Origin of the sequence: Mycobacterium sp. Marseille-P9652, from assembly GCF_902652685.1 — a bacterium.
Classification (GTDB): Bacteria; Actinomycetota; Actinomycetes; order Mycobacteriales; family Mycobacteriaceae; genus Mycobacterium.
This window is the reverse complement of sequence record NZ_CACRUY010000016.1, coordinates 1-21,203: the sequence shown is the minus strand read 5'-3', so window position 1 is coordinate 21,203 and position 21,203 is coordinate 1. Positions and strand designations below refer to the sequence as shown.

Here is a 21,203-nt window from a genome sequence, read left to right as displayed (position 1 = left end):
AATGGGAGCGGCAGCCCACATTCCCAGCTGCGCCGAGCAGCATAACGTGGTCGCTGGCGCTACAGACATAAAATCCAGAGGCCTGGACAAACGACTGTCTTAAGCCCGATGCCCAGCGGGTTCTTCGAGGTACCACGGGTTAGCCCGCGCCCATTCAATAGTGCGGCGGATCCCTTCCTCAACATCGACCTGAAGGCGCCACCCCAACTCTCGTTGTGCCTTCGTCGAGTCCGGGATACGACGTGGGATGTCTTCGTAGCGACCCCCGTAACGCGCCACTGTGTCAACAGCTTCGGGACGGGACACCGAATCAACGTTCGCGATCTTGATCGCCAGGTCAATCACGTCACGCATTGTCGTCTCGGTCATGCTGCCGATGTTGAAGGCCTCACCGATCGCTGCGGCGCTGTCGGCCGCCAGCAACGTGCCGGCGATGGCGTCGTCGACATAGGTGAAGCACCGGGTTTGGTCGCCCGAGTCGTAGAGCAACGGCGGGCGGCCATTGAGGATCCGGTGGATGCTCTGTGAAATTACGAAGATCGGATTCTGCCGCGGGCCATACACATTGAAGTAGCGCACCACCGTCACCGGCAAACCGTAGGCGGCATGCATCGCGAAGACGAGGTGCTCGGCCATGGCCTTGCTGGTGCTGTAGCTCCACCGCGCGGTCCTCGTCGAACCCAGGACGCGGTCGTCGTCCTCGGCGAACGGTGGGTTCGGGTTTTTCCCGAACACCTCGGAAGTGCTGGCGAACACCACGCGTGTTCCGTGCCGCTGGCTGAGCTGGAGGACGTTGCGAGTGCCGATCACGTTAACGTCGAGAACCGCCAGCGGATCGTTGAGATAGTTCTTGACGCCGACCACCGCGGCGAGGTGGAAGACCAGGTCAACGCCGGGAGTCAGGGCTTGTTCCAGCGCGGTCGAATCGGTCACATCACCTTGCACGAACCGAAAATTTGCATGCCGGTCGAAGTCAATGCTGGTGTCGCGGGTGTTCTTGGCGCAGTCGAATACCGTGACCGAGTCTCCACGGTTCAGCAGCGCTGAAACCAAATGCGATCCGATGAAGCCGTAGCCGCCCGTCACTACGACATTAGACATATTTGCTCTTTCGATTCCGTGTAGCGGTCGACGTTCGCCTTCGGCCGCTTACCGGCCTATCCCCTTGTAGACGAAGCCGGCGGCGCGAACCGCCGCTGGGTCGAAGCTGTTCCGGCCGTCGAGGAACACGCACCCGGTCGACGCCAGTTCGGCGAGCCGCACAAGGGGGATCTGATGGAATTCCCGGTGCCCCGCCAGCACCACCAAGGCGTCGGCGTCCTTGACCGCCGATTCAATGTCCGGGGTCATCGGGATCTTCGTTACCGTGCGGGCCTCGTCGTCCGGCACCCACGGATCATGGATTGCAATTTGGCAGCCGGATTCCTCGAGCAGGCCGACGACGTATTTGGTGGGCGTGAGCCGACAGTCGCCGGTGTTGTTCTTGAACGCGATGCCCAGCACAGCGATCTTGCTGGCTCCGACCGTCTTGCCCTGACTGGCGAGGAGCTGAGTGAGCAGCCCGTAGGTGTAGGCCGGCATCGTGTCGTTGACCGTCCGTGACGTCCGCGGGATGGCCAGATCCAGCCCGACGGACTGGCCCAGGTGGTTGACGAACCACGGGTCTTTCGTCAGGCAGTAACCACCCACACCCATGCTCGGCCTGAGGATGTTCGCGTCGCGGCCGCCCTTGGGCATCGTGTTCGCCGCCTCGATGACTTGCAAGGCGTCCATGCCCAGCCGGTCGCAGACCTTGGCCAGCTCGTTTGCCAGCGCGACGTTGAGGTCGACCCAGAGGTTGTCAGCAAGCTTGACCATCTCGGCGGTGCGCGGATCGTCGACGACGACGGAGTCCACTCCGAGGGCGTGCCGCCACAGTGTGGAGCAGGCGCGAGCGCTGCGCTCGTCGACCGCGCCGACCACAACGGGGATCGACGTCAGTTCCTTGATGGCTTGACCTTCGGCGAGCCGCTCGGGGCAAAACGCCAAACCGAAATCGACGCCCGCGCGCAGCCCTGAGGCCTCTTCGAGGATCGGGCGGACGAGGTTTTCGGTGGTGTCGGGTGGCACGGTGCTCTTGAGGATGACGAGGTGGCCGGGACGGAGGTGCTCCCCCACGGCCTTGGCCGCGGCTTTGATGTCGTCAACGATGGGCTCGAAGTCCGGTCCCAGTGGCGTGCCAACGGTCACGATGACGAAGTCGTTGTCTTCGAGGGCACCAAAGTCGGTCGTGGCGCGAAGCCGGCCGATGCGCACGCTGTTGGCGACGAGTTCGTCAAGCCCCGGCTCGGGCACAGTCGTCTTGCCCAGGTTGATCTCGTCGACGACGGCTTGTCGAACATCGATTCCCGTCACCGGCCAGCCGCGGTCGGCCAGCACGGCGCCGATGACGGTGCCGATGTAGCCGAAGCCCACCACGGCGATGCCCGATCGCATGCCGCGGACCAGGAGATCGATTTCGGCGTCGCTACGTCCGAACACACCGTCTGCCATCGCGGAACCCAGCCCCTTCGGTCCCCCGTGCGCGTCCTGAAAGGTGAGCGGCGACCTCCAACCCCGCTAACCCGTGGCAGTCTAATCCAACACCCGTGTAATAGGAGTACGGTCCCGAATTTCGCCCTAGCCGCCCACCCGCGGATTCCCCGGTGCGACGTGGCCGGCAAACGCCGGTTGGCCCCGCGTTATCGGAGACTGAAAGATCGCTGCCTAACGCGTTAGGGTCCCTGCTTATGGACCTGTTCGTGCGCGAATCCGGTCCGGCGAGGGCACCCGCCATCGTCTTCTTGCACGGCGCGTACACGAGCGGCTGGTCCTGGGAGGCGGTGGTCGAACGCATGCAGCAATATCGCTGTCTGGTCCCCGACCTGCCCCACTTCGGCAAGAGCTTCGAGCTGGGACCATTCGACATGGGCAGAGCCGCCGGCTTGGTGGCCGAACTTATCCGCTCCCGGGTGCGCGCGGGCCGCGCCCACATTGTGGGCCTGTCGCTGGGTGCCCAAGTGGGAGTCCAGTTGCTCGCGACCGAGCCAGAACTCGTCGATCGGGCGGTGCTCTGCGGGACGTTTGTCAACACCCTGCCGTTCGCCGAGCTGACGCGCCGCCTCGTGGCATTGCCGGCCCGCAACCCGATCTACCGCTGGATGGTGCGCCAGCACCGCAATGCCTGGCAAGCGAAGGTTCCACGGGCCCGACTCGATGACTATCGCGATGACGTACGTCTCATCACCAGTGGGCAGCTCGCGGACGTCATCATGGCGGCCGCGGGATTCACGATCCCGGAAGAACTCTGCAAATCGGAATCGCCGACATTGTTCGTCACCGGCAGTAAGGAGCTGCCCAGCGCACGCCGCTGGGCTGCGGTGCTCGCGCGGCAAATGCCCCACGGAGTCAACAGGGTCGCGGTCGGTATGCCGCACGACTGGCCCACGCACTATCCCGACCTCTTCGCGCGCACCCTCGACGCCTGGCTCGCAGATAGTGTGCTGCCTCCTGAGATCGCACGGCCGAAACCGGTTCGTCACTGATCGATGCGGCACGCGGCTTGTCATCGATGCACCTAGAGGCGAACGGATCAACGTTGAGGACGGCTGGCAGAGCGGAGGCCGGTGTTGCCTTCGTCGGGAGGAGAAAAGTCGGCGGCGCGAGTGCGAAGCGCGCAGGATGTCGATTTGCACCATCTCAACCGCGGGCAAGCGCGCGGTCGGCCAACGCCCCGATCAACGGCGCCAGCAACCGAGCGTATTCGGCCGTCACGTGGTTCTCATCTTGATATACCAGGGCATTTCCCACGATCACAGGGCAGCGCTCGGCGGTGCAGAACAGATCGCTGAGGTCCGCGTATTGTCCACCGGCGGCTTTGATGGCGGCCGACTCGGCGGCAATACCGGCTTCGTCGACCGCCGTCGATCTCGGCGACGAGCAGGCCGTGGCGTCATCAAGATGGCTGGAGAGGCAAAACGGTGCCTGCACGTGCGGATCCGGGATCGGCCCGAGCACCAGTACCTGCGCACCGATGCCGCGCAGCTCGAGCACTTCACGGCGAAGACTGTCCATCCATGCGGCACCGTACGGCGTAATACCGTACAGGGCGCCGTATCGCCGCATCGCGCTGAGCACGACCAGCCGCGGGTGCTCGTTACGCAGCCGGGCCGTGATTTGACCTCCCCACTGCTCACACTCGCTGTACTCCCGGCCAAAGACGGGGTTGCGGATCGGTAGATTTAGCAAGGGGCACGCGACCTTGGTCATGGTTTCCAGCCGCCAACGCCGCTGTTCGGCGACGTGCTGGAGCGCCGGGCGCCACATCTCAGCGTTCGAGTCACCGACCAGCGCTATCGTGCTCGTCGAGGTGGCGTCACCTGTCGCACACTCGGGTTGTCTGATTTCGAAAAAACTGAGAAGGCAGCGTTCGGGGGCTAAGAACGACAACTTGGGCGTCGCGGCGAGTGGTGGCTTCAAATTTGACGGTACGGCTCTCACCGCAACCGATGCTGCGACCGCGGCCTGCACCTGCGCAAACGCATCCCGCACGGTCGCGTCGTATGCCTCAACGCCAGAGCCCCAAGGCGTAGGCGCCACGGTGACCGTCAGCGTCGGAGCATTCGGGCCCCGACCGACCGGGGTCGGCAATAACATCAGCAAGGCCACGCCTACACAGACAACTAACGAGGTGGCGCCACCGCCGAGCGCGAGACTGCGGGCAGCTGACCGACGCATGGAGGGGGCGAATCGCAACGGATTCTCGATGATGCGCAGGGTCAGCACGGCCAGCGCAAGGGAGATCAGGACAGCCGCCAGAGCCAGCCACACCGCATGGCCCATTACGGGCGCTAACGACCAAAGCGCGATCATCAGCATCGGCCAGTGCCACAGATACCACGAATAAGACACTCGGCCGATGGCCCGCATCGGCCGCACTCCCAGGACCCGCCCGCTCCCTTGAGCCGGTGCGGCACAACCCGCGCCGATTACCAGCACCGCACCCAGTACCGGCAAGAGCGCCGCAGTGCCCGGATAGGGGGTGGTTGGACCCAAGCAAGTGCAGGCCAGCAATATCAAGCCCAGCCCCGACCACCCCGCGATCGCCGCGGGCAGAGGAGGAAGCCGGCGCCAGTGGGCCCCGGTGAGGGCCACCAGGCCGCCGGCCGCCAATTCCCAGGCACGCGTGGGCAGTGAGAAGAAAGCCACGGGAGGCGCTAGGTGAGTGAGCGCCAACGACATCGCAAACGATATCGCCGCGACCAGCGCAAGAACGACCAGATACGGCCGCTGCGAGGAGGCGGCATCCGTGCGGCGGCGCACGCGCCGGACGAGCCAGGCCGTACCGATGATCATTGCTGGCCAGACCAGGTAGAACTGCTCCTCTACCCCAAGTGACCAGTAGTGCTGAAACGGCGATGGCGTCGCCGTGGCGGCCAGGTAGTCGACTCCTTGCAGAGCAAACCAGTAGTTGCCGATGTACAACGCGCTGGCGATCCCGTCACGAATGATGGGCTCGGCCTGCAACACGGGCAACAAGACCGCCGCACCAAGCACGGTAGCGACGCCCACTGTGGCCGATGCCGGCAACAGGCGGCGGGCCCTGGCTCCGTAGAAGCGGCGCAGCCGGACGTTGCCAGTCGTGTTCACCTCTCGCAAGAGCATCCCCGTGATCAGGAAACCGGAGATGACGAAGAACACGTCCACCCCGGTGAAGCCGCCACTCACCCCGGGCAATTCAGCGTGAAACAGGACAACGGCTACCACCGCGACCGCGCGCAAGCCCTCGATGTCCGGGCGAAATTGCGGCTGTGTCGAGCGTTGAGTCGGCGCCTCGCCAGCAGTGCTAACGCTGTCGGCCGGGTGCAAGACCACCTACCTGGGAAGAGGACGCGTTCTTAGAGTCGAGGCATTATCACACAGCTGTTCAGCAAGCTGACGATGATGGCCAATCACGGCGTCACCGTTGTCCCCAGAAGGCTCGGATTCGGATTCCTCGAGTTCCCCTCCTACCAGAGAGGTGTTCAGTCCAATTTCGTTTGCAGATGTTTTGCAGCAGGGGGTCAGTACCACGCGGCACCCTGCAGTCATTCGCGAAATACCGGCAATGCAGTCGACTCAACGAGTCGTGCCCCATTGCGGCGTGACTGCCTCCATCGAAATTCGACACATGTGTGATAATTCGTCGATCGAACGACGCGTCCTCGTACCCAGGTAGGTGACTGTGCTGCAGGGCGATCGAGTTAGCCCTACCGAGACCTCGCAGGATCGGCAGCCGGCACAGACGCGATTTCGGGCAGATATCGAGGGGTTGCGCGCTGTTGCAGTGTTGGCCGTTGTCCTGTTTCACGCCGAGTCGCCCGGGGTAGGCGGCGGGTTCGTCGGGGTGGACGTGTTCTTCGTCATCTCGGGGTTTCTGATTACCGGGATGCTCTGGCGCGAGGTGAGCAACTCCGGCACCGTCGGGCTGCGCCGCTTCTACGGAGCCAGGGCCCGCCGCCTTCTGCCGGCATCGGCCATAGTAGGGGCCGTCACGCTAATCGCCTCTGCCGTGCTGTTATCCCCGTTGCAAGTCCGAACCGTCACCTATGACGGTATCGCCAGCTCGCTGTATGTGAGCAACATGTGGTTCGTTCTACAGAACGCCGATTACTTCGCGCATGAGGAGACCCCGTCGCCGTTCCAGCACTACTGGTCTTTGGGGGTCGAGGAGCAGTTCTACCTAGTGTGGCCCCCCCTGATCATTGGCACGGCTTGGCTCATCCGGCGTACGCGTCGGCGCGCGGCCGCTCACAAGAGGTCGTCGGTAAGGCCGTACCTCGTGACCCTCCTCTTGGTCGCATCACTGTCATTTGCGATCTCCCTGGTGCTCACCAACATGTGGCCGCCTGCCGCGTTCTTCCTGATGCCGACTCGGGCCTGGCAACTAGCAGCGGGCGGTGTGGTGGCGCTGACGGCCAGCCAGTGGCGCCGCATACCAGCACCGCTCACAGCCATCGCAGGTTGGGCAGGGCTGTGGACGATTCTGCTGACCTGCACCGGCTTGAGCGCAACCACGCCTTACCCGGGCACCGCTGCGCTGCTGCCCGCGCTCGGGACAGTGCTGGCGATCGGCGCCGGCTGCGCCGCGCCGGCTCGGGGAGTCGGACGCGTGCTGGCGTTGCCGCCGATTCGCGCTGTCGGAAGGGTGTCGTACTCGTGGTATCTCTGGCACTGGCCAGTTCTGGTGCTCGCCGCGCCGCTCTTGGGCCACCCGCTGGGGTTGGCCGGCAGGCTGGGCACGGTCGTCATCTCCGGAGGGCTGGCCGTGCTGACTCTGCGCTTCATCGAGAATCCGCTCCGATTCGCCCTGTCGGTACGCGGGTCGGCCACCCGCAGTCTCGCACTCGGGGGTGTCGCCACGGCGGTTGCGGTCTCTGTGGGCATGGCGTTGCTGGTATGGGTGCCCGCCCCGGTTGGACACGGTGCGCCGGCCGCGGCGCTGACCGTCACTGTGATGCCTACCCCCGCAGGCTCCAGCCTGGATGCCTACGACGCTGCGGTCCAGCGTGCATTCGCCGAGGTGCAGTCCGCGGTCGCTGCATCCGCCGAGCTTAAAGCCGTGCCGTCGAACCTAGAGCCGCCCCTCTCCGCTACGGCAGGGGAAAGAGAGACTATGGGCCGTGACGGCTGCGCCCGCAATCTTTTCGAAGTCACACAGCCTGAGTGCGCATCGGGCGATACTGACTCGACCACGACGGTCGCCGTAGTCGGCGACTCACATGCCGCCATGTGGAGCTCGGCGTTTCAGCAGGTCGCCGCGCAGCGACACTGGCGACTTGAAATGTTGAACAAGGGGTTCTGCCCCTTACTCGATTTACCCATCATCAGCCCACTCCTACATCGGGAGTACACCGAATGCGAGCAATGGCGCGGTCAGATCATCGCCCGACTTCAGGCCGAACGCCCGCGATTGGTCGTGCTTAGCATCGCGCGCGACTACGGCGCCGGCACGGGTTTGATGTCCTATGGCCCGGCTTGGATCAACAGCCTGACCCGCCTCGTGCAGCGGCTGCACGACACCGGCGCGCAGGTGCTGGTGCTCGGGCCAACACCGAACCCGCACTCAGTCGTGCCGATCTGCCTATCCAGCCACCTCGATGACGCAACGGCGTGCGCACCAAAAAGGTCGACCGCGGTCATTCAAACCGGCATCGCAGCCGAAGCCGCCGCCACCGATGCCGGCGATGGACAGTACGCCGACCTGACCGCACTCTTCTGCACCGTTGACCGCTGCCCAGTCATCATCGGCAATACCCTCGTCTACCTCGATTCGAATCACTTGACGGTCGAATACTCCCGGCGTTTGGCACCAGTGATCGGCGCGTTGGCCGACCGTGCGCTCGCACACGGCTGACACGACGTCCCCGCGAAATCGCTCCGAACTCAGCCTTGACGCCCGCATCTTTTGCAGCGGACCGCGTTATCAGACACCTGTTCAATCCGTTGTGTATGTTGACGCATTATGACGTCGTTCGCCGCCTGGCCGGGATCGCTGAGGAGCTCGATTGGCTGACGGCGAATTAAGCGCGCGCGAGGCCGAACGCGTGCTTTGGGATGTGATTGTCGTGGGCACCGGCATGGGGGGTGGCATGCTGGGCTACTCGCTGTCCCGGTCCGGCCGGCGGGTGCTGTTCGTGGAAAAGGGACGCTCGACTCTGCCAGGGACACCGGGAACGATTCGCGCAGCCATGCCCGAACTGGCCGAACCACGTGCGGCCCGCTCCCCTGTTACCTACTACGAGGCCTTGGCCCGCGCAGGGCGTACCACTGACGAAGTCGAAGACATCAGCGGCCGCTTCCCCAAGCGCTTCGTGCCATTCATCGGCAGCGGAACCGGCGGCTCCTCGGCTTTGTACGGCATGGTCTGCGAACGATTCTTCGCGCAGGATTTCACCCCTCGACAAAATTTCGACGAACCAGGTGATTCGACCGTGCCCGAGTCCTGGCCGATCACCTACGACGAAATGAGCCCCTGGTACGCCGAAGCCGAAAAATTGTTGGGGGTGCGCGGCACACCCGATCCCCTACGGCCGGAAGCCGCTAAGGTCAAACTGCCTTGTGCGCCGCCCTTTTCGGCCGACAATCAGCAGCTGATCGACTATTTTACCGGCCGTGGGTTGCACCCCTACCACCTGCCGATGGCCTGCGAATACACCAATGGCTGCGCCACCTGCCAGACCTACCTGTGTCCCCAGTCATGCAAGAACGACGCAGCCCGCAATGGCGTGCTCCCGGCAGTCACGCAGCACGGCGCCCGGCTGCTGACCGAATGCCGGGTCGTGCGCCTAGAGGCAGACCGCGCCCGCGTGCAACAGGTCATCGCCGAACATCGCTGCGACATGCTCACCCTCAAGGCCAAGGTGGTGGTGCTGGCCGCCGGAGCCCTGGTGACTCCCCTGCTGCTGCTTAATTCCCGTTCAGGTGATTGGCCGCGCGGGTTGGCCAATGGCTCGGACTGGGTGGGACGAAACTTGATGCGCCATTTCATGGACCCCTTCCAGATCTGGCTGCAACCGGGCCACGACACCACGGCCGCAAACAAGGAAATTGGGCTCAACGACTTCTATTTCTGGGAAGGCCAGAAATTCGGCACCCTGCAGTCATTCGGCGCGATGCCGCCCATGGAGATGGTGACCAATCGTCCCGGCTGGCAGGGAAAGGCGATGCGTCTCATGAACCCGATGGTGCGCCAAATCTACAGGCGTTTCTTCACGGGCGGACTCGTGCTGGCCGCGATCATGGAAGACCTGCCCTATCTGGACAACCGCGTCTTGCCGCCCGACCGGCCCAGCGTCGACCGCCGTCAGCGACTGCGGATTCAATATCGGTTACACCCCAGCGACCGCAAGCGCCATGCGGCGTTTCTAACGCAAGTCAAAGAGGTCTTACAGCCTTTCCGCCAGATCAGCCTGGGCAATGGCGAGGGCAACGCGAACCTGGGCCACGTCTGCGGAACCTGCCGTTTCGGCACCGACCCGCGAACCAGCGTGCTGGACCCCCAAAACCGGGCCCACGAGCTCGAGAATCTCTACGTCGTGGATACATCCTTCTTCCCGTCCAGTGCCGGTTTGAATCCCAGCTTGACGGTCGCGGCCAACGCTTTGCGGGTTGCCGCACACGTCGACGAAGCGCATTTCGCCACCTGATTCGATAGGCCGCCTCCGCCCATTGATCAAAAAGCACATTTCATCTCGAGCGAAATGCCGACTGGGGGGAATGGATCAACGTTCAGGCCGGGTTGCGAAGCGGAAGGCCGGCAGCGCGGTAGATCGCGTCGATGACGGTCATCGTTTGAAGGGCGTCTTCCGGCCCAGTCTTGACCGGTTCTCCCCGCAGCACGGCGGCGGCGAAAGCGTCAAGCTGATACGCATAGGTGGGGCGAGTCCCAAAATTTTCTACTCGCTTTCCGCTGGTTGATCGCACCGAGAACCGCTGGAACGGTACCAGCGGATTGAGCCGCAGCTCGCCGCGATCGCCGACCACTCTGGCCGTGAACCGCGGTGGATTCGACGACCATATGGAGCAATTCACTCGGCCGGTGTGTCCGCCGGCGAACCGCAGCTCGGCCGTCATCGCCCGGTCGATCTGCGGACCGTGCAATTTCGCATGGGCCGAAATAACCTCCGGGGTCGAACCGCCGAACGTGCGGACCATGTCGACCGCGTAGCACCCTAGGTCCATGAGCGCGCCACCGCCCAAGGAGTAGTTGTAGCGGTTGGTGGAAAATCTGGGCATCCAGAAGCACCAGTTCGCCTCCACCCGCCGCAGCTCGCCCAATTCCCCTGAGGCAATTACCTCCTCGACGCGTGTGGCAAAAGGGTGGTAGCGGTAGTGAAACGCCTCCATTACTATGCGCTCTGCCTTGGCGGCAAGTTCGACAATGTCTTGGGCCTCCGCGGCATTGGCAGTCAACGGCTTCTCGCATAACACGTGCTTGCCCGCGTCGAGCGCAGCCCGAGTCCATCTTCCGTGCAAAGCAGTTGGCAGCGGGTTATATACGGCGTCGAGGTCGGGATCGTCCAACAACGCCTCGTAGCTTTCGTGCACTCGCGGGATGCCGTTTTTGGCGGCAAAAGTCTCAGCGTTGGAAACATCGCGCGCCGCGACCGCGGCGACGACGACTTCGTCGTTCTCCTTTGCCGGTTTGATCAGCGCCGCAGTCGCGATACGCGCTGCGCCCAGGATGCCGATCCGCACCGTCCCGCTGCATTTAGGCACGGGTCGGATGCTAGCACCCCAGGATCAGTACGAGGGATCGAGCAATCAACCGGCTCTCAGCAATGGTTAGACCATTTTATGTGCCGACACTACTGCCGACATACACTCTTGCCATGGTCGCTGCCGAGCCCTTACGCCGCATGGGATCCCGGCTTCGCACAGTCAAAGGACTACACAAACCGAGCACAGTCCCTCGGGCGTTGGTGGTCTCAAACGTAGCCGATTTGGGCGGCGGTGGCGCGATCTCTTTTCGTGACTTCGCCTTGGCGCTTAAGAAGAAGCAGCCCGGCCTTGATCTCGTCGGCGTCTACCCGAGGAAGGGTAGTCTCGCAGCGGAGTGCGCTGAATATGGTATCCGGACGGAGATTACCTGGGTACCGTCGTGGGCGTATCTCGAACAGTGGCGAGAACGCATCGACTCGCCCCTCGCCGAGAAGCTGGTCGGCGCAATTCTCATACCGCTCGCTAACGCGGTTGTCGCCGCGCTTCTCGTTCCAGGCATCGTGCGAGCACTTTTGCTACTTGTTCGCCTGAAACCGTCGATGGTGATCAGCAATACGATGGTCATACCTTCGCACGCGGTCGCTGCCAAGCTGCTGGGAATTCCGCACTTTTGGATGGTCCACGAGTTCGGCAAAGACGACCATTGGTTCCGATTTCTGTTCGGCGACCGGAAAACCATCCGCCTGATTGGCTGGCTGTCAGAATCGGTGATCTGTAATTCGCAGGCAGTGGAACGGGCTTTGCTCGCACACGATCCGAACATGAAGACGCATGTGGTCTACCCCGTGGTCGAGACCCCATTAGGCACGCCACCGGAGCGGCACCCGGGCGAGCCTATGCGAGTTGTGCTTGTTGGCCATTTCTTCAAATCCAAGGGACAACACGTCGCTGTCGAGGCTATTGCCATTGCCCGGAGGGCCGGTGTTGAGCTCGAGCTGTCACTGGTCGGCCCGGGCGACCCCGAACCGGTGCGTAAGCTTGCACGAACTCTGGACGTCGCCGACCTGGTGCAAATTCACGGACAAACCGACGACGTTGGACCTTACTGGGCTGCTGCGCATGTCGCCCTCATGTGCAGCGACTGTGAAGCATTTGGTCGCGTCACCGTGGAGGCGATGAGAGCCGGATTGCCGGTGTGCGGGACTAACACGGGTGGCACCCTCGAAATCATCGATCCGGGCGTCAACGGGCTACTGAGCCCGCCGCGGGATGCGACTGCGCTCGCGCGAAACCTGATACTGCTCGAGTCGGACGAGGGTCTGCGGCGACGCCTCGCTGACCGTGCGATCACCGCCGCGCTTCGCTTCGAACGTCGGCGTCACGACAACGAACTGGCCACGATTCTTGGCCTGGGAAGTTCCTGCTCGAACTGACCTTCCGCCGGGGAACGACCCGATCCAACACGAGGTCGAAGGACGCTGCAGAAAACGGAGATGGCGTCCGCTAACAACTCGGCTTCAGTGAATGGCTGGCGCGCCGCCGGCGGGCGAATTTTTCGAGGAGATCTGCGGCGGTGGCGGCGCTATCTGCGGGTCTAGTCATTTGGGTGGCGATTTCGCGGGCGCGACTGAGGTAGTGCGGCTCGAGGATGGTGCGGAGCTCCGCGACTAACGATTTGTGGGTGACAGACGAGAAGCGTCGGGCGGAGCCAACTTTGAGCCGTTTGAGCTGAGCTCCCCAGATGATCTGATCGGGCAGCGTCCACAGGATCAACGTCGGGACTCCGGCACGCAGACCCGCGGCCAAGGTGCCCGCTCCACCGTGGTGCACGACGGCGCGACAGGTGGGAAAGGTCGTCGCGTAGTTGACCGTGCCCACCACCTTGACGTGCTCGTAATCAGCGGCATCGCTGAAGTCAGTCGATCCGGCGCAGACCAGTGCCCGCTCGCCGACCTGCGCGCAGGCCGCGGCGATCATGGCGAGCGTGTCGGCGGGAGCTGCGATGGGTATCGTGCCGAAGCCGAAGAAGATCGGCGGCGTGCCCCGCGCTATCCATGACGCGACCTCCTCGTCGGCGTCGGTTGGTGACTCCATCGTCAAGGTGCCGATAAAGGGCCGCTGGCCATCGAAGGTCGCCCACTCGGCGGCTAGCCCGGGAAACCATAGTTCGTCGTAGGCCTGGATTTGCAGTGCACCGCTGTCGGTGATCCGGCGCGATGTGGGTCGCGTGGCCTTCGGCAGGCCGAGTTCCCGGCGTTGGGCATCCTCTGTCTTCTTCATCGCGCGCCAATTCATCCATTCCCCCATCAGCCATGCGCGGCGGATCAGCGGCGCTGGCAAGTAAGGCAGGAGCTGCCCGTTGGCCCGGATCGGGTAGTAGTCCAATGTCGCCAACGGAATGTCGTAGAACTCGGCGACGTTGGCGGCGGGCTGCTCGAAGGTCAAGCCGGTGAACAGCAGGTCGGCCCCTTCGACCAGCGTGACGAGTGTCTTGCCCATCTCCAGCCAGCATTCGTTCGAGATGTCCAGATTTTCACGCTGTAATCTATTGAGCTTCTTGACATTCCAAGGAGTATGAAAGCGACACGTCCAGTAATTGCGCTGAGCGTCCAGCAGGGCCTTTGTGTCCAACCCGTAGGCGACAGCTGTCAGCCCCGCCTTCTCGGTGAATCCGACCAGGTTCGGCGAGACGGCCATGCAGACCTCGTGCCCTCGGTGCTGCAGCACTCGACCCACAGCGACGGAGGGCTCCACATCGCCGCGACTTCCATAGCATGCCAGCACAAACTTCATCGCGGGCTCAAGCCTTTCAGTCGTCACAAATAATTTCGGTTGTCATGGCAAAGACGTAACCGGGGCACCCATTATTACCGCTTCCCCCAGCACGGCCGCAGCGTCGGGTCACTGGCTGGCTCAAGGAAGTCATCATCTGCACCGGCCCGCCAACCGATTGTGAATTACACGGAGGCCGGCGCAGGCGAACCGAAAAGGAGCCAAGCTCGCGAAGGATCGACCTGCTGGCCGCAGCAGAAGGTCCGACTCTTTCAGGGATATGAGCATGCGCGAACTGATGGCTCGCATCGCGGCGGCTCTCAAAGATGCTGCGCACCGCAGACCAGCCTGCCCACTACTTGGTTCGGCCTCAGGGAGCAGGAGTGTAAGTGATCCGAATAGCATGCGGAATGTCTCGGTCTAAGCGCGACGGCGGAGGCGGCGTACCTCGATCCGAAATACGAGACGGCTTCGGCGGCGAAACTCGGCTCTGAACGCAACGCGGTGGAATAGATGAAGGAGTACGCCCCGCGGAGGGCGCACATTGTCGCGGAAATCCTCGCGGAAGTTTTTAAACGCTGCGCGGAAAACACGTTCACTCGTCCTATACGCCTCGAAAACGCAATCAAGCACCGACACATCTCCGGGCTCATCGCGGGCTGCCGCCCAAAGCGTTGCATGAACCGTGGTTATCCATTCCGTGCCAAAAAGGTCTATCACCGGGCCGTCATGCCGCTGATGCCAAGAATCCTTCGTTAAAAACTCATCGATCGCGTCCTCGTCCCGGATGTCCAGATCAATAGCGAGTGCGGACGATATTCGCTTTGTTTCACGGCGCCAATCATCGAGGAGGTTGGCATAGTCGACGAAAACCCGCGGCACACTGCGCGTTTCTTTTTCGGCCAGCAGGTTATTCTTCAGCCATAACGCACTCGCCAGCTCCGGAGATGTCTGATTTATGGCTGCAAGGGATGCGGCTACCTCTTGCGGATGGCGGACCGCAATGACGGCCACGACGCTGTATCCGGCCCGACGCGCCGCCTCGAACCAAATACCAGATAGCGTCGTAATCCTCGGTTCCTTGATGATCACGAGCTCAGCCACCGGCAGAGTATCGAAAAACTGACCGATTTCGGCGATGCAAGCGGCCTTTTCTTCGGCGTCAAACGCGCCTTCATCCTGCAAGCGCAGCGATGGATCATACGGCCCGCTGCCGTGGCGACGAAGAATCGCTTCATCGATTTTTAGGGCTGCGCGGGGCTCCCAGTAGCCAGGCCGATTGTCGGCGTTGGCCTCTAGCAAGGCGGGCGGCAACCTACCACCACACAGGGATAGAACCCGCGTGAGCGCCGACGTTCCGGATCGTTGCATGCCCAGGACAAAGAGAGCGATGGGGCGGCCAGCAGTTTCGCTCTCCGTGTCATCGACCGTCATAGCAGCACCTTTGAGCTCTTTGCGCTGCGGCGCAAAGGAATTCGCTACTGCAACGTACGATGCCATGGCGGCACACTAACTCGGGGAGGTCGCCACTTGTGTTCGATGATGGGTTCCAGACTCCAGCTAGTCGCTGGAGCACTGAAGAATAAGCTCTCGAAGAGGTTGGCCGCAGGTCGCCGGCCGAGCTGCGATGCCGCTGTTTTTTCATTGGCTCTGTTGTTCCGGATCGAGGCTTAATAGTTTGAGCCAGTATGGCAGCACCAGGGACTGATAACGGGGTTCCGGAATTATCTTGGAGAGCACCCTAAGCGGCACTCGAAAAGCTTTGTCTTGCCACGGCATTAACGATCTCAACTGCTCTACCGCAGCATCGTCGGGAAGGCGCGCCCACGCACGCTCTCCTCCATCGCCGGCTCTAACGCCTGCGAAGTATAAATCGAAGTGGGTCGGCAAGTACCAGAAGCGGTACTCGGAGAAGATGGACCGAAGAGGCAGATTGTCCTCGAAGTCACTCTTGCTGAGGTTCCGGTAGTAATCCATGCCTGCCGCCTGAGTACCTGGCGACGACGCCCTGTCTGTACGAGTTGTACCGTGCTCAGGTCGACCACGGGATGCGCAACTGACGGCGACCAATCCTCTCGGACGGGTGAGGCGCACCATATTCAGAAATGTTTTCTGCCAGTGCGGATCGTGTTCGAAGCACTCGCCAGAAAGGGTCAGGTCATAACTACCGTCGGGATCATCAACCTCATGGCCGAGTCGCACCACGTCGACACCCGGACCGGCGACGAGGTCGACTCCAACGTAGCGTCCCGCAGTCGGGAATAGGTTGCGCACGCTCCCGTTGACGTCGTAGGACCCGATTTCCAGTACGCTCGCGCCCTCGACGAACTTCTTATTTGCGTCGGCAACCGCTTTGAAGTATCCAACTTGCTCCGCGTGACTCATGTCGCCTCACATATTAACTTAAGGAACGGCACTTCCCAGATGCAACAGCAGGACATTAATGAGGTCGACGACGTCTTCGAACGCATGTCAGCCTCGACTGCTTCGCGTTGAAGGGAGGCGCAGCCGCCACGGGATCTCCATCGTTGTCATGAATTTATTCTCAAGGCCTTCGCCGACCCGCTGGGAGGGTAAATTACTTCGCGCGACGACACGATCAACGGCCAAGGCAAGCTGCGAAAGTCATGCGGGATCATACGATAGGCCGCCTTCACTAATTAGCGGAACACTTTGCGCGAGCGAATTCCTCCAAGAGATCGACAGCGTGGGCAACGCTCTCATTCGGTTTTGTCAGGCACGCGGACAGCTCTTGCGCTCGCGCGGCGTATTCAGGCATAAGAATCTTGCGCAGGTCCGCTACCAGCGATTCCTCCGTGACGGTTGTCAAACGCCGAGCGGCACCCACGTTCAGTCTGGTGACCTGAGTCCCCCAAACGGCTTGGTCTGGCCATGTCCACAGCACCAACGTTGGGAGCCCAGCGCGCAGGCTTGCCGCCGTGGTGCCAGCGCCGCCATGATGCACAGCCGCGCGACAACCGGGGAAAATTGTCGCGTAATTCATCGCGCCCACAACCTTGACATGCTCGAACTGCGGGACATCGCTGAAATCGGACGTCGCGGCGCAAACCAACGCACGCTCGCCCACCTGCTCACAGGCAGAGGCGATCAGGGCGAGTGTGTGGGCCGGCAATTGGACGCGCGTGCCGCCGAAGCCGAAGTAAATCGGCGGCGTGCCGGCGGCAATCCATGACGTAACCGCGTCATCGGCTTCCGCCGCCAAAGCCAGCGTCAGCCCGCCGACAAAGGGACGTTGGCCTCCGAACTTCTCCCACTCGGTCGCCAGGCCTGGAAAACATACGTCGTCGTAAGCTTGGATTTCCAGCGATCCGCGTTCGACGATTCGTCGCGGCGACGGAGTTGTCGCCTTCGGTAAGCCGAGTTCACGGCGCTGCGCGTTGTCTATTTTCTTGAACATTCCCCAATAGTTGCGCCACTCGTTTAGCTTTGTGGCGGAGCGTATCCGTCCGTTGGGACGTTTCGGGGTGACATGCACCGTGGCCAACGGAATCTCGTAGTACTCCGCGATGTTCAGAGACGATTCTTCGAGATTCTCATGTGTGACTAGTAGATCTGCCCCCTGCGCCAGCGGCACTAGCGCCGCGCTTGTCTCTCTCCAGGTCCGCGCCATGAGGTCCTGAGCTTCGCGCGATAACCGGATAAGACGCGGAATGTTCAAGAGAATGCGAAGATCCCTCGCCGGCGCCAGTTTGAGCTGCGTGTCGTCGAAGTAGCGGAAATCCGGTCCAAAAGGGACCGCCTCAAGCCCAGCCGCCCCAGCGAAGCCAACCAGGCCGGGCGTGACCGCTACGCACACGTTGTGTCCTCTGCCCAGCAACTCACGGCCGAGCGCGAGGCACGGCTCTACATCGCCCCGAGTGCCATAGGATGCCAACACAACCCTCATGGCGGAACAGCCTCCCAGTCGTCGTAGGCGCTTTGGATACGGCGCATATTGCAAGTGTCAGTGGGGGTTTTCGGCTGCCGCGCGGTACCCGCGGACGGCCAATGGCCCAAGCGCCGCGGCCAGACCAACAGCCCACATCGCGCTCAGCAGTAACGGCCATAGCACGGGGCCACCTTGTGCAAGTGCTCTCATCGCCTCAATAGGGCCCCACATCGGCTGAAGCTGGATATTGAGCCGCACGGGCGATGGCAGCGCCTGAGGGGGAACGAAGCCAGAGCTCGCGAATACCAGTCCAGTGGCGGGTATCCCGAGCCAGCTCAGCACTGCACCGGTCTTGGCCCGAACTGCGACGGCTATCACTGCCATCGAGAAGACCACAATCACAAGTACCGGCACGAGCATGAATGGGATCGCCGCGAGCCAGCCGTTTTTGAAACGGAGTCCAAGGCCAATACCGACCGCTGTTATCAGCACGGAACTCATCAACGTGCGGACGACCTCTGCGAGCAGCCTACCGGTCAAGGCGCTCGCCCGATGTACAGGAGACACCCAAAACCTGCCGATCAGACCGCCGTCGCGCTCCCATGTCATATGGCGGCCGGCGGCAATCGCCCCCAACATCGCGCCGACCACCGCACACATCGGTACTAAGCCATATAAGCTTTCTGTGCCCGTGATCCGCAGAATCGACTTGCCTAACAGCAATTTGAAGGTGATAAGCAGAAAGGTCGGGTACACCAGACCCTCGATGAGCATTGCCGGCTGGCGCTGCCACCGAGTGAGCAGCTGGCCCGCGAACACCAACGTTTCGCCGCTCAGTGAACTGCGCAGCGGCGCGTCCGTGCTCATTGGAGCCGCCTCTGTGCGCGCACCGCTAGCGCACCGAACACCACCAGCAGACCTATGCACCACGCCAAGCTGGTAACCAGGTTGCCGACCACGACATGACCGGAGGCGAATCCACGCAGGGTTTGAGTCACCTCAGAAACGGGTTGGTGACGCACGAAAGGATGCAGCCACTCGGGGAATGAGTCGACCGGCGCCATCCCGGTTGACAGCATCACGAGCAGCATCTGGGGAACCACAAGCAACTGACTGAGCCCGCCGCCTCTGGCGTTCTTTCTCCGCGACACCTCGGAAAGAACCCCGGCTGTATCGGCTGCCAGCGACAGAGCCAACGTCAACATGAGGGCAAGAACGGCGAATGCTGCCGAATAGATGAACCCGCCGGACATACGAAATCCGAACAGGTACCCGATAGCGATCGTGGCTAGCAGCCCAAGAATGCCGCGAAATAGGCAATACACCATGCGAGCCGTCACCGGTGTCATAGGGGATATGGGAAGGGTCCGAAGCCGATCCGCAAAGTCGGTTAATTCATCTCGAGCAGCCCGCTCGACCGTTGTAAGCCCACCGAGAAAAATCGCTTGGATGAGAATGGCCGGTAGTACGTACTGGGGATAGCTGATGCCGCCAGTGTCGATCACTTTGCCCAGCGCAAGGGTGAAAAAGGCGAAATTCGCGACAGGCGCCAAAACCGCGAAAGGCAGGTCATCCCGCATTGTGGCGAGCACAACACGCTCGGTCAGAGCAGCAAGCGCTGTCACGTCGTGACGCTTTCCGTAATGTGCAAAAACGCTTCGTCCAACGACGGCTTGCGCAGCGCTATGTCAACCAGCTCTACGCCTAGCCGGTCCACCCGGCGAAAAACCTCAGCGAGCATCGCAACACCATCAGGCGCGCGCACTGAGACGGTATTCGCCTCGTAATCGGCTTCGGCGCCGTCGAGTCCGGCGACCGCGGCGAAGATCTTGGGGAGGTCGGCAGGGTTTACCGGGCTCACTGTGCAGTAGCCCAGTCCCACGCGGCGCTTGAGATCTTCAGCTGTCCCGTTGGCGACAATGCGGCCATTGTTCAGGACGACGATCGAATCGCTAAGCACGTCGGCTTCTTCAAGGTACTGCGTGGTGAGGAGGATTGTGACGCCCTGGGTAGACAACGACGACACCAAGTCCCACACGTCGCGACGACTGCGTGGGTCCAGTCCGGTTGTCGGCTCATCGAGGAACAGCACTTCCGGTGGAACCATCAGTCCGGCTGCGATATCGATCCGACGGCGCATGCCACCCGAATAGGTTCGCACCGGCCGGTCAGCGGCATGCGACATGTCGAATTGATGAATCAAGTCGTCGGCACGCATCCGCGCAGCTTTGCGCCGCATTCCCCTCAACCGACCGAACAAAACCAGGTTCTGTCGGCCGCTGAGTTCGAAATCGAGCGCGGCCAACTGGCCAATGCTGCCGATGCTTGCCCGCACCATTGCGGGCTGCCGGACGACGTCGTGCCCGGCCACGATCGCTTGGCCGGAGGTGGGCCGCAGCAACGTGGAGAGAATTTTGATCGTGGTCGTCTTCCCAGCGCCGTTATGACCCAGTAGAGCGCAAATCGAGCCCGTGGGAACGAAAAAGCTCACGCCATGGAGGGCGCGGATCGCACCGTCGAACGTCTTGGCTACGCCATCCAGTTCGATCACGATCACAGACGATACCCGTTGGTAGACATGTGTCGAACGGAAAACCGAGACCTGCGATTTTTGCGGTGCCTCTGTCCGATGGCGTCTACTTCGCCGCTGTTGCCCTCTTCGTCGTCACTGCGAAGGTAGCGGCCTCCGCGTGTGCAGGCTCCCGCATTCCTCCTCTTCCTTCGGTCGCGGTCGTTACCGCAGCCGACCGTTAGGCCCCGCACGGCCCTTACTCATGCACTACTCCTCCCAATTGGTAAGCGAATGCACCTCACTAGTGGCGATCATCGACTGACACTTCACCCGCCGCCACCTCTGTACCGCCATCGCGGGAAGAGACGACGTCACACGCAGATTTGTCGACGGTGGTCGCTCGAATTCCCATGGGGCTCTGTGCGCACCGAGTTCATCGGTTCGGGCAAAGGGAGCCGGTCTTAACGGCCTCTGTGACCGAGGTTCAGCAATACGGCACCATCCAGCCAGCATGCGCGACGACCATTTGGCGTTCCGGCTCGTATGACGAGCCACCTCAGGCTGCCAGGCGACAGCGCTATGACGATCCACATTCGAGAAGACACTTAGGGCAGACAGCAACGATTTACGAATCGTGGCACGAGGCGGTTATGCGGGCGTCTCGGTCAGACGAACGGCGGCAACGGCGGTAACGGCGGTAACGGTGGAGCCGCGGGCGCCGGCGGAATCAGGGGGGGTTACGGCGCTTATGCGGGACCGGGCGGCTTGGCCGGCACCGGTGGGGGCGCCGCGGGTACCCCGGGCCAAGCG

The 21,203-nt window shown here is 62.3% G+C and carries 15 protein-coding genes; 4 read left to right on the top strand and 11 right to left on the bottom strand.

Translation table 11 applies throughout. The annotated features are described in order from the left end of the window. Positions 1 to 99: 99 nt before the first annotated feature. Positions 100 to 1,086, bottom strand: a complete 987-nt coding sequence (locus tag GPY60_RS11420) for an NAD-dependent epimerase/dehydratase family protein (protein WP_231639578.1) — start codon at positions 1,084 to 1,086, stop codon at positions 100 to 102. 63 nt (positions 1,087 to 1,149) lie between these two features. Then, the gene (locus tag GPY60_RS11415; protein ID WP_156687783.1) at positions 1,150 to 2,532 is read right to left on the bottom strand and encodes a nucleotide sugar dehydrogenase; all 1,383 of its coding nucleotides are present in this window, start codon (positions 2,530 to 2,532) and stop codon (positions 1,150 to 1,152) included. A 236-nt stretch (positions 2,533 to 2,768) separates the two neighbouring features. Between GPY60_RS11415 and GPY60_RS11410 the strand changes: the two genes are divergently transcribed. Next, on the top strand, positions 2,769 to 3,563 hold the full coding sequence (locus GPY60_RS11410) for an alpha/beta fold hydrolase (RefSeq protein WP_156687782.1): 795 nt from the start codon (positions 2,769 to 2,771) through the stop codon (positions 3,561 to 3,563). A gap of 154 nt (positions 3,564 to 3,717) precedes the next feature. Here the strand turns inward: GPY60_RS11410 and GPY60_RS11405 are convergent, their stop codons facing one another. Beyond that, positions 3,718 to 5,886: an acyltransferase family protein gene (locus tag GPY60_RS11405; RefSeq protein WP_370462693.1), complete on the bottom strand. Its 2,169-nt coding sequence runs from the start codon at positions 5,884 to 5,886 to the stop codon at positions 3,718 to 3,720. Positions 5,887 to 6,241: 355 nt separating this feature from the next. Here GPY60_RS11405 and GPY60_RS11400 point away from each other — a divergent pair, with 355 nt between their 5' ends. Together GPY60_RS11400 and GPY60_RS11395 are read left to right on the top strand one after the other, a co-directional pair. Then, entirely contained in the window at positions 6,242 to 8,413 is a 2,172-nt protein-coding gene (locus tag GPY60_RS11400) for an acyltransferase family protein (RefSeq protein ID WP_156687780.1), read from the top strand. Between the two features lie 151 nt (positions 8,414 to 8,564). Beyond that, the gene (locus tag GPY60_RS11395; RefSeq protein WP_156687779.1) at positions 8,565 to 10,205 is read left to right on the top strand and encodes a GMC oxidoreductase; all 1,641 of its coding nucleotides are present in this window, start codon (positions 8,565 to 8,567) and stop codon (positions 10,203 to 10,205) included. Between the two features lie 82 nt (positions 10,206 to 10,287). Here the strand turns inward: GPY60_RS11395 and GPY60_RS11390 are convergent, their stop codons facing one another. Next, positions 10,288 to 11,256, bottom strand: a complete 969-nt coding sequence (locus GPY60_RS11390; protein ID WP_156687825.1) for a Gfo/Idh/MocA family protein — start codon at positions 11,254 to 11,256, stop codon at positions 10,288 to 10,290. 224 nt (positions 11,257 to 11,480) lie between these two features. Here GPY60_RS11390 and GPY60_RS11385 point away from each other — a divergent pair, with 224 nt between their 5' ends. Continuing rightward, positions 11,481 to 12,653, top strand: a complete 1,173-nt coding sequence (locus GPY60_RS11385) for a glycosyltransferase family 4 protein (protein WP_231639582.1) — start codon at positions 11,481 to 11,483, stop codon at positions 12,651 to 12,653. 70 nt (positions 12,654 to 12,723) lie between these two features. Here GPY60_RS11385 and GPY60_RS11380 read toward each other — a convergent pair whose 3' ends face one another. From GPY60_RS11380 to GPY60_RS11355, 7 genes are all read right to left on the bottom strand, one after another. Next, positions 12,724 to 14,013, bottom strand: a complete 1,290-nt coding sequence (locus GPY60_RS11380) for a glycosyltransferase (RefSeq protein ID WP_156687777.1) — start codon at positions 14,011 to 14,013, stop codon at positions 12,724 to 12,726. A 399-nt stretch (positions 14,014 to 14,412) separates the two neighbouring features. Further along, on the bottom strand, positions 14,413 to 15,426 hold the full coding sequence (locus tag GPY60_RS11375) for a sulfotransferase family protein (protein WP_156687824.1): 1,014 nt from the start codon (positions 15,424 to 15,426) through the stop codon (positions 14,413 to 14,415). A gap of 207 nt (positions 15,427 to 15,633) precedes the next feature. Further along, positions 15,634 to 16,377 (bottom strand): class I SAM-dependent methyltransferase, encoded by a 744-nt coding sequence (locus GPY60_RS11370; RefSeq protein WP_156687776.1) that lies wholly within the window; start codon positions 16,375 to 16,377, stop codon positions 15,634 to 15,636. 271 nt (positions 16,378 to 16,648) lie between these two features. Then, the gene (locus tag GPY60_RS11365) at positions 16,649 to 17,899 is read right to left on the bottom strand and encodes a glycosyltransferase (protein WP_156687775.1); all 1,251 of its coding nucleotides are present in this window, start codon (positions 17,897 to 17,899) and stop codon (positions 16,649 to 16,651) included. A 57-nt stretch (positions 17,900 to 17,956) separates the two neighbouring features. After that, on the bottom strand, positions 17,957 to 18,748 hold the full coding sequence (locus GPY60_RS26605) for an ABC transporter permease (RefSeq protein ID WP_197283643.1): 792 nt from the start codon (positions 18,746 to 18,748) through the stop codon (positions 17,957 to 17,959). Further along, positions 18,745 to 19,506: an ABC transporter permease gene (locus tag GPY60_RS26600; protein ID WP_197283642.1), complete on the bottom strand. Its 762-nt coding sequence runs from the start codon at positions 19,504 to 19,506 to the stop codon at positions 18,745 to 18,747. Before GPY60_RS26600 ends, GPY60_RS26605 begins: the two co-directional genes overlap by 4 nt. Next, the gene (locus tag GPY60_RS11355; RefSeq protein ID WP_156687774.1) at positions 19,503 to 20,432 is read right to left on the bottom strand and encodes an ATP-binding cassette domain-containing protein; all 930 of its coding nucleotides are present in this window, start codon (positions 20,430 to 20,432) and stop codon (positions 19,503 to 19,505) included. The genes GPY60_RS26600 and GPY60_RS11355 overlap by 4 nt, the downstream gene beginning before the upstream one ends. Positions 20,433 to 21,203: the final 771 nt, after the last annotated feature.